Origin of the sequence: Mesorhizobium sp. M0437, from assembly GCF_040321335.1 — a bacterium.
Lineage (GTDB): Bacteria > Pseudomonadota > Alphaproteobacteria > Rhizobiales > Rhizobiaceae > Mesorhizobium.
On the sequence record NZ_JAMYRK010000117.1, the window covers coordinates 1 to 8,997 of the forward strand.

Sequence of the window (8,997 nt, forward strand, 5' to 3'; positions counted from 1 at the left end):
ATACCGCGGCTCCTCATGCCGCCTTCCACAGCCCCCCATTTATTCCCCGGTCTCTGGTGCCGCCTTCGGTTGTTGCGTGCCCCCCCCCGCGCGGGCCCCCGCCGAGAAGGCCTCACTGTGCCGGCACCTTGTCGAGAAAGCCGGTGACGCTTTTCAGCCGGCCATTTTCGATGACGCCGATATCGGTGCCTTCGATGACGGAGCCGACGCCTTCCGGCCCGAGGTTCCAGGAGAAGCGGATGGTATCGGCGAAGCCGTCCGGCTTGCCTTTCAGCGAGAACCTGAAGCCGGCAAAGCGCTGCTGAACGCCTTCGATCAGCGCGGCGATGGCGTCATGGCCGTCGCCCTGCATGATCGGATCGCGGTAGCCGACGTCCTCGGTGAAGGTCGCCTCGAGCAAGGCTTTCCTGCGTGCGGCGTCGCTCTCGTTCCAGGCGGCGATGTAGTTTTCGGCAATGGTGTTGAGGTCGGTCATGGTCTGTCTCCTTCGTTGGGTGGCTTTGACATGAGCCTTTTCGACCAGCGCCAGCGCGAAACCAATTACGCCTGAGGTAATCAGGCCGAACCATGCGAGAGGAAAAAAACATGAGCAGCGGTTTTTTCGGCGACATCCAACAGATCAAATACGAGGGACCGGATTCGACCAATCCGCTGGCCTATCGGTTCTACAATCCCGACGAGATCGTCGCCGGCAAGCGGCTGGAAGACCATCTGCGCTTTGCCGTCGCCTATTGGCATTCCTTCGCCTGGCCGGGCGGCGATCCGTTCGGCGGTCAGACGTTCGACCGGCCATGGTTCCCCAAGGCCGGCGGTACCGACACGATGGAGCTGGCCAAACTCAAGGCCGACGTCGCCTTCGAGATGTTTTCGCTGCTGGGCGCGCCTTATTTCTGCTTCCACGATGCCGACGTGCGGCCGGAGGGCCGGGACTTTTCCGAAAGTGCGGCGCGGCTCGACGAGATCGCCGATTATTTCTCGGGAAAGATGAAGCAGACCGGCGTCAAGCTGCTGTGGGGCACGGCCAACCTGTTCTCCAACCGCCGCTTCATGTCAGGCGCCGCCACCAATCCCGATCCGGACGTCTTTGCCTATTCGGCGGCGACGGTGAAACACTGCATCGACGTCACCAAGCGGCTGAACGGCGAGAACTACGTGCTGTGGGGCGGCCGCGAGGGCTATGAGACGCTGCTCAACACCGACCTTGCCCGCGAGCAGGAACAGGCCGGCCGTTTCCTCAACCTGGTCGTCGATTACAAGCACAGGATCGGCTTCGAAGGAACCATCCTGATCGAGCCGAAGCCTCAGGAGCCGACCAAGCACCAGTATGATTACGACGTCGCCACCGTCTATGGCTTCCTCAAGCGTTTCGGACTGGAGAACGAGGTCAAGCTCAACATCGAGCAGGGCCACGCCATCCTGGCCGGCCATTCGTTCGAACATGAACTGGCGCTGGCCAATGCGCTCGGCATTTTTGGCTCGATCGACATGAACCGCAACGACTACCAGTCGGGCTGGGACACCGACCAGTTCCCCAACAATGTGCCGGAGATGGCTCTGGCCTACTACCAGGTGCTGCAGGCCGGCGGCTTCAAGACCGGCGGCACCAATTTCGACGCCAAGCTCAGGCGCCAGTCGCTCGATCCGCAGGACCTGCTGATCGGCCATATCGGGGGCATGGACTGCTGCGCTCGCGGCCTGAAGGCGGCAGCGCGCATGGTCGAGGACAAGGCGCTGTCCGCCCCGCTCGCCGAGCGCTATGCCGGCTGGGATTCGGCCGAGGCCAAGGCGATGCTTGCCGGCAAGCGCACGCTGGAGGAAATCGCCGAGCGCGTCGTCAAAGAGAAGATCGAGCCGCAGCCCAGATCCGGCCGCCAGGAATTGCTCGAAAACATCGTCAACCGGTACGTCTGAGGCGTACCCAGTTCGCGGCCGCATTGTTCAGCGGCCGCCGGCTAAGACGGCTTCTCTGCGGGGCTGAACCGACGAAGGTTTTGCCCCGTGTGAAACTCGCGTCGCCTGTTCGCTGACCGGGTCTGGCGCGCCTTAGCCGTGATCGAGGCCTCTCAGGTAGGCGCAAAACATGTCGGCCATGGCGTTGGCGTAGACTTCAATCTCCTTGGGGGTTCGAGGCGTCTCCGAGAACTGCTTCCCCACCGTGCTGAGCGTCGTCATGACCAGGTCGCCGGCCAATTCGCGAGTCGCTTGCGCGGCGCTCGGCAACGCCTCCTGCATGAAGAGCTGGATGGTGCGGTCTCCGGACGCCCTCGCCGCCTGCGCCTCGGGCGCGTCGCGGTAAAGCGGGGCGGCGTCGTCGAGCGCCACACGCACCGCAGCCTCCTCACACTCCGAGCGGAGGAAGGCGTGGACCAGGTCGCGCAGCCGGTCAAGCGGCGGTTTCCTGATATCCTCGAGGATATCGCGCAGCAAACTGGTCGTCTGCCGCCATTCGTCGCTCTGGAGCCGGAACAGGATCGCCGCCTTGTTCGGAAAATACTGATACAGCGATCCGACGCTGACGCCGGCCTTCTCGGCCACGCGCGCCGTGGTGAAGCGCTGCGCGCCTTCCCTCGCCAAAACCTGAACAGCAGCCTGCAAAATCGCAGCGACGAGCTCCGCCGAGCGGGCCTGCTTCGGCTGTTTTCGCGAGGAAATCCGCGGACTTCGGTTGTCGCTCATTGAGAGCCGCGCCAATGCGATTAGTGAATGCGAATGATTAGTCGTATTTTGAATGTCGCACAAGAACGCGTTCAATTCCGACTGGAGACCGATATGACCACACTGACGACAACGCCGCTCGCGCCCCTGCTGGACCGCCTGTTCGAGGAAGCCGCTGCGGCAACAAGCCCTGCAGTGGCGGAACTCTCCGCCGAGGAGCGGATGCGGCTGGTTCGAAGCAAGACCGAATACCTCGATTTCTATGGGCGGCTAAGGGATCTCTGGCTTCCCGTTTCGCGAGAGACCGGCACGCTGCTCTACATGCTGGCACGAGGCAGCGGCGCACGGACGATCGTCGAATTTGGAACCTCGTTCGGCATCTCGACCCTGCACCTTGCCGCAGCCTTGCGGGACAATGGCGGTGGCCGCCTGATCACCAGCGAGTTCGAGCCATCCAAGGTCGCGCGCGCGAGGAGTAATCTGACAGCAGGCGGTCTCATTGACATGGTGGAAACCCGCGAAGGAGACGCGCTGCAAACATTAAGCGTCGATCTTCCCGAAAGCGTCGACCTGCTTCTGCTCGACGGCGCCAAAGCGCTCTATCCCGAGATCTTGAGTCTGGTTGAAAGCCGCCTCAGACCGGGCGCCTTCGTCGTTGCCGACAACGCAGATCTTTGCCCCGAATACCTCGAGCGGGTGCGCTCGACCGGGAGTGGCTACATGTCCACGCCGTTCGGCGAGGATGTTGAACTGTCGATGCGGCTTGGCTGAAGCACTGCGTGACCTGCCGGAACGATCGTGCCCAAGATGGGCGGCGGCGGACAAAACTTTGCCCGGCATCGCCCATCAATCGCCTCGCTCTTGCCTTCAAACAGCCGTCACGAACCTCCTATAGTGTGGTTCGTGGCGGGATTCAGAAAGAAGGAGGCGAAACGATATGCAGCACGAACGCGAAATCGACGCCCTGCTCTCATCTGGCGAGGCTGGATCGATCATCGACCGGCTGATGGCGCTGCCGCACCCGAAACAAGGTGCGCTGAGTGCAAACGAATGGGATCGCGCGGTCGCCAGCCGCTTCGAGACCCATCTTGCGAGACAGATGCGCTCGCAGATCGACGGCAGCAGCGACCGCCAGGACGCTGCCTGATCTACCTTTGCCTATGGATGTCGTTATCGCAAAACCGCTACGCACGCTCGGGTCAAGCCCGTGGCCAGGCTTTTGGGCGACATGCATTATCCCCGACGCAGCCTGACCGGCGCTTCGCCGAACGCTCTTGAAAACGCTCTGGAAAATGCCGCGGCGGACGAAAACCCCGTTCGCCCGGCAATGTCCGCCATGGCGATGCGCGTGTCGACCACCAGCCGGCGCGCGGCGCCGAGGCGCAGCCTGAGGTAATAAGCGCCGGGCGTTTCGCCGATCGACTTGCGAAAGATGCTTTCCAGCGTCCGTGCCGTCACCCCGGCGCGCTTTGCCACGGCCGCGATAGTCAGCGGCTGGTCGACATGCGCTTCCATCAGCCGGATGGCTTGCGCCAGCCTGGGATCGTAGCCGTCAAGACGGCCGAGCGAGACCAGCGGTTGCGCGTCCGTCGCGGCGCGCGCCTGGTCGTAGATGAAGACGCTCGCGACATCGAGCGCCACGGCCATGCCGAGCCGCGTGCGGATCAGATGCAGCATCAGGTCGAAGGTCGGCGAGGCGCCGCCGGTGGTGAACACCGGGCCATCGATGACGTAGCGGTCGGGGCGCACGTCGACGCCGGGAAAGGCCGACGAGAAATCCTCCATGTCCTCCCAGTGGGTGGTGGCGCTGCGCCCCTCCAGCAGACCGGCGCGGGCAACCAGCCAGGTGCCGGCCTCGACGCCGCCCCAGGCGCGTGCCGCGCGCGCCGCCCGGCGCAGTCCGGACAGCAAGGCCGATGTGGCATGGTTCTGCGAGCCGAAGCCGGCGACGACGACCAGCATATCGGTTGTGTCAGCCGCATCGAAGCGGCCGCTGACCGCCACCGGCAGGCCGCATGTGGTGACCGGCGCCTCGCCTGTCACCGAGACCAGCCTGAAATCGAACAGCGTCTCACCGGCAATGCGGTTGGCGGCGCGCAACGGATCGACGGCCGAGGCGACGCACATGATCGACGAGCCGGAGAATACCAGCAGCGTTACCTTGAGCGGCAAACGCTCGGCCCGAAAGATCGTCGGTTTTTCGTTTTTGGTCACACGATCTTCGTAAAACGCAAAACAGTTTCCGGCAAGTCAGGCATTCTTGCCCTACGTTCTATTGGGAGAGAATCCGATGCCGTTAGCGATGAACCGTGAGGTTTTCATTACCTGTGCCGTGACCGGGTCCGGCAGTTCGCAGGATCGCAGCCCGCATGTGCCGCGCTCGCCCAGAGAGATCGCCGATTCGGCCATCGAGGCGGCAAAGGCGGGTGCGGCGATCGTGCACTGCCACGTGCGCGATTCCGAGACCGGCAAGCCTAGGCGCGACGTGCATCTCTATCGCGAAGTAACCGAGCGCATCCGCGCGGCAGACGTCGACGTGGTGCTGAACCTGACCGCCGGCATGGGGGGTGACATGGTATTCGGCCCGCCGGAGAAACCGCTGCCGCTGAACGAAAAAGGCACGGACATGGGCGGCGCGAGCAACCGCATGGAACATGTGCGCCAGTGCCTGCCGGAAATCTGCACGCTCGATTGCGGCACCATGAATTTCGCCGAGGCCGACTATGTCATGACCAATACGCCCGGCATGCTGCGTGCCATGGGCGGCATGATGACGGCGCTCGGCGTCAAGCCGGAGATCGAGGCCTTCGACACCGGGCATCTGTGGTTCGCCAAGCAATTGGTCGAGGAAGAAGTGCTGAAGCCGGACGCCTTGGTGCAATTGTGCATGGGCGTGCCGTGGGGCGCGCCGGACGACCTCAACACCTTCATGGCTATGGTCAACAATGTACCGTCGACCTGGAACTGGTCGGCCTTTGCCATTGGCCGCAACCAGATGGCCTATGTCGCGGCCGCGGTGCTGGCCGGCGGCAATGTCCGCGTCGGACTGGAGGATAATCTCTGGCTCGACAAGGGTGTGCTGGCGACCAATGCGCAGCTGGTCGAGCGGGCGGTCAGCATCGTGTCGAATATGGGCGCCAGGGTCATCGGCCCGGACGAAGTCCGCAAGAAGCTGAACCTGACGAAGCGCGCACCGCTTTGAAAAGCCGGTAGCCGGTTGGGAGGAGCCGCCGATGAAGACCGTGAAATTCACCGCCATGAAGGACGGCGACCGCGAGGATTACGCCTTCCTCACCGAGCACGAGATCGACTACGCGGCAAAGACCGGCGAGCGGCTGCTCGACGCGCTCGTCCAGCTCGATGCGAGCCTCTCGGGCTACAAGATCACCCGGCTCGGCCATTCGCTGCAAGCGGCAACGCGGGCCTGGCGCGACGGCGCCGACACCGACTGGATTGCCTGCGCCTTGCTGCACGATATCGGCGACATCTACGCGCCCTATAACCACGACGAGTATGCGGCGTCGATCCTGAAGCCTTTTGTGCGCGAGCAATGCACCTGGGTGGTGGAGAAGCACGGCGATTTCCAGCGCCTCTATTACGCCCACCACCTCGGCGGCAATCCACACGCCCGCGACCGTTTCGCCGGGCACATCTACTTCGACGATTGCGATGAGTTTTGCGAACGCTGGGATCAGTCGAGCTTCGACCCGGATTACGAGACATTGCCGATCGATTTCTTCCGGCCCTTCCTGCTCGAAGTGTTCGCGCGCAAGGCCTATGACGCGTCCGTGATCCGTGCCGGCGAGCGCGTCGCCCTCACCGACCCCGCAACAGCCAGGACAAGAACCGGAGCCTCCGCATGAGCATCATCAACAAGGCGGCCGCCATCGGCGGCGGCGTCATCGGCGCCGGCTGGGTGGCGCGGCTGCTGCTCAACGGCATCGACGCGTCGATCTTCGATCCCGACCCCGAGGCGTCACGCAAGGTCGGCGAGGTGATGAAGGGAGCGCGACGCGCCTACAAGCAGATGCTGCCCGGCGGCCTGCCGAAGGAGGGCAAGCTTACCTTCGCCAAGACGATCGCCGAGGCGGTGGCAGACGCCGACTTCATCCAGGAAAGCGTGCCGGAGCGGCTCGACCTGAAGCACCGCGTGCTGGCCGAGATCGACCTTTATGCGCCGGCCAACGCCATTGTCGGATCCTCCACCTCCGGCATCAAGCCGACCGACATGCAGGTGGCGATGAAGAAGCACCCGGAGCGGCTGGTCGTCGGCCATCCGTTCAACCCCGTCTATCTGCTGCCGCTGGTCGAAATCGTCGGCGGCGAACAGACCTTTCCCGAGGCGATCGAAGTCGCCAAGGAGATGTATGCCTCGATCGGCATGAAGCCGGTGGTGATCCGCAAGGAGATCGAAGCCTTCGTCGGCGACCGGCTGCTCGAAGCGGCCTGGCGCGAGGCGCTGTGGCTGGTCAAGGACGGCATCTGCACGGTCGAGGAGCTCGACGACATCATGCGCTACGGCTTCGGCCTGCGCTGGGCGCAGATGGGCATGTTCCAGGTCTATCGCGTCGCCGGCGGCGAGGCCGGCATGCGCCACTTCATGGCGCAGTTTGGCCCGTGCCTGAAATGGCCGTGGACCAAGCTGATGGACGTGCCGGAGTTCAACGATGAACTGGTCGAGCTGATCGCGACCCAGTCGGACGATCAGGCGCACGGTCTGTCGATCCGCGAGCTCGAAAAGATCCGCGACGACAATCTGGTCGCCATCATGGAGGCACTGTCGAAGCAGAACAAAGGCAAAGGCTGGGGTGCCGGCGCCCTGCATAAGGACTACACCAGGCAGCTAGCCAAGCTCGCGGCCAAGAAGCCCACCGCCTCCAAGGCGGCCGAAAAGGCAAAGGCTGAAAAGCCGAAGAAAAGGAAGAAAGGCTGAGACCATGGATTTTGGTCTTTCGGAGGAGCAGAAGCTCATCGTCGAGACGACGCGGGCCTTCGTCGAGAACGAGCTTTACCCGCATGAGCGCGAGGTTGAACGCACCGGCGTGCTGCGCCGCGAGCTGATCGAGGAGATCAAGGCCAAGGCGATCGGAGCCGGCCTCTATGCCGCCAACATGCCGGCCGACGTCGGCGGCGCCGGGCTCGATACGGTGACCTGGCTGCTCTATGAAAAGGAACTCGGCCGCGCCAATTACGCGCTGCATTGGACCTGCGTGGCGCGGCCTTCGAACATCCTTCTCGCCGGCACGCCGGAGCAGCGCGAAAAATATCTGTTTCCCTGCATTCGCGGCGAGAAATGGGATTGCCTGGCAATGACCGAGCCGGGCGCCGGCTCCGATCTGCGCGGCATGAAGGCAACCGCCGTGCAAGACGGCGACGACTGGGTGCTGAACGGCACCAAGCATTTCATCAGCCATGCGGACCTCGCCGATTTCGCCATCGTCTTCATGGCCTCGGGGGAGGAAGAGTCTTCGCGTGGAAAACGCAAGAAGATCACCGCCTTTTTCGTCGACAAGGGCACCAAGGGTTTCACCGTGCGCGACGGCTACCGCAACGTCTCGCATCGCGGCTACACCAATGCCATCCTCGAATTCGACGATTGCCGGTTGCCGGCCAGTCAGGTTCTGGGCGAGGTCCACAAAGGCTTCGACGTCGCCAATTCATGGCTTGGCGCGACGCGCCTGCAGGTCGGCGCCACCTGCCTCGGCCGCGCCGAGCGGGCGCTTGGCCACGCCGTCGAATACGCCGCGCAGCGCCAGCAGTTCGGCCAGCCGATCGGCAAGTTCCAGGGCGTGTCGTTCAAGCTCGCCGACATGGCGACCGAGCTGAAGGCCGCCGACCTGATGGTGTTCGAAGCCGGCTGGAAGTACGATCAGGGTACCGTCACCGACCAGGACATGGCCATGGCCAAACTGAAGGCCACCGAGATGCTCGCCTTTGTCGCCGACGAGGCGATCCAGATCCATGGCGGCATGGGGCTGATGGACGATTTGCCGCTCGAGCGCATCTGGCGCGACGCCCGCGTCGAGCGCATCTGGGAAGGCACCTCGGAAATCCAGCGCCACATCATCTCGCGGGCGCTGCTGCGCCCGTTCGGGGGCTGAACAGCGCAATGTTTGCATTCCTTCGCGCCCCCCTCTGTCCTATCGGACATCTCCCCCTCAAGGGGGGAGATCGGCCGCCATTCCTGATTTCGCCAGTTATTGCCGTTGCATGCCTGGGGCCGGCGGCCCAACTGCCAATCTCCCCCCTGTTTGGACCGGAGACATCGCGAACAGGTGTGCGAGGACATCGCGAACAGTGCTCCATGCTATCTCTCGACGAGGTTGAGGTCGATGGTTTGGA

At 63.5% G+C, this 8,997-nt stretch carries 10 protein-coding genes; 7 read left to right on the forward strand and 3 right to left on the reverse strand.

Annotated elements, in window-relative coordinates; all coding sequences use genetic code 11:
- Nucleotides 1–112 precede the first annotated feature (112 nt).
- Nucleotides 113–475: a nuclear transport factor 2 family protein gene (locus NKI72_RS33105; RefSeq protein WP_352472535.1), complete on the reverse strand. Its 363-nt coding sequence runs from the start codon at nt 473–475 to the stop codon at nt 113–115.
- A gap of 110 nt (nt 476–585) precedes the next feature.
- Between NKI72_RS33105 and xylA the strand changes: the two genes are divergently transcribed.
- The gene (xylA, locus tag NKI72_RS33110; protein ID WP_352782230.1) at nt 586–1,911 is read left to right on the forward strand and encodes a xylose isomerase; all 1,326 of its coding nucleotides are present in this window, start codon (nt 586–588) and stop codon (nt 1,909–1,911) included.
- Between the two features lie 132 nt (nt 1,912–2,043).
- Here the strand turns inward: xylA and NKI72_RS33115 are convergent, their stop codons facing one another.
- Complete coding sequence (locus NKI72_RS33115) at nt 2,044–2,676, reverse strand: TetR/AcrR family transcriptional regulator (RefSeq protein WP_352454840.1); 633 nt, start codon at nt 2,674–2,676, stop codon at nt 2,044–2,046.
- Nucleotides 2,677–2,769: 93 nt separating this feature from the next.
- Here NKI72_RS33115 and NKI72_RS33120 point away from each other — a divergent pair, with 93 nt between their 5' ends.
- Both NKI72_RS33120 and NKI72_RS33125 read left to right on the forward strand, forming a co-directional pair.
- Nucleotides 2,770–3,426: an O-methyltransferase gene (locus NKI72_RS33120; protein ID WP_352748847.1), complete on the forward strand. Its 657-nt coding sequence runs from the start codon at nt 2,770–2,772 to the stop codon at nt 3,424–3,426.
- Nucleotides 3,427–3,592: 166 nt separating this feature from the next.
- The gene (locus NKI72_RS33125; RefSeq protein ID WP_023680243.1) at nt 3,593–3,802 is read left to right on the forward strand and encodes a hypothetical protein; all 210 of its coding nucleotides are present in this window, start codon (nt 3,593–3,595) and stop codon (nt 3,800–3,802) included.
- A gap of 86 nt (nt 3,803–3,888) precedes the next feature.
- Here NKI72_RS33125 and NKI72_RS33130 read toward each other — a convergent pair whose 3' ends face one another.
- Nucleotides 3,889–4,869, reverse strand: coding sequence for a GlxA family transcriptional regulator (locus tag NKI72_RS33130; RefSeq protein WP_352472537.1), 981 nt, complete (start codon nt 4,867–4,869; stop codon nt 3,889–3,891).
- Between the two features lie 76 nt (nt 4,870–4,945).
- Here NKI72_RS33130 and bcoG point away from each other — a divergent pair, with 76 nt between their 5' ends.
- Genes bcoG through NKI72_RS33150 form a run of 4 tightly spaced genes read left to right on the forward strand, consistent with a single transcriptional unit; the run spans nt 4,946 to nt 8,756 of the window.
- Nucleotides 4,946–5,857, forward strand: coding sequence for a 3-dehydrocarnitine:acetyl-CoA trimethylamine transferase BcoG (gene bcoG, locus NKI72_RS33135; protein ID WP_352472538.1), 912 nt, complete (start codon nt 4,946–4,948; stop codon nt 5,855–5,857).
- A 31-nt stretch (nt 5,858–5,888) separates the two neighbouring features.
- Nucleotides 5,889–6,518, forward strand: a complete 630-nt coding sequence (locus NKI72_RS33140) for an HD domain-containing protein (RefSeq protein ID WP_352818768.1) — start codon at nt 5,889–5,891, stop codon at nt 6,516–6,518.
- Nucleotides 6,515–7,588 carry a 3-hydroxyacyl-CoA dehydrogenase NAD-binding domain-containing protein gene (locus NKI72_RS33145; RefSeq protein WP_352818771.1) on the forward strand — a complete coding sequence of 358 codons (1,074 nt, stop codon included), beginning with the start codon at nt 6,515–6,517 and terminating at the stop codon, nt 7,586–7,588. Before NKI72_RS33140 ends, NKI72_RS33145 begins: the two co-directional genes overlap by 4 nt.
- Nucleotides 7,589–7,592: 4 nt before the next feature.
- Entirely contained in the window at nt 7,593–8,756 is a 1,164-nt protein-coding gene (locus tag NKI72_RS33150; protein WP_352818774.1) for an acyl-CoA dehydrogenase family protein, read from the forward strand.
- Nucleotides 8,757–8,997: the final 241 nt, after the last annotated feature.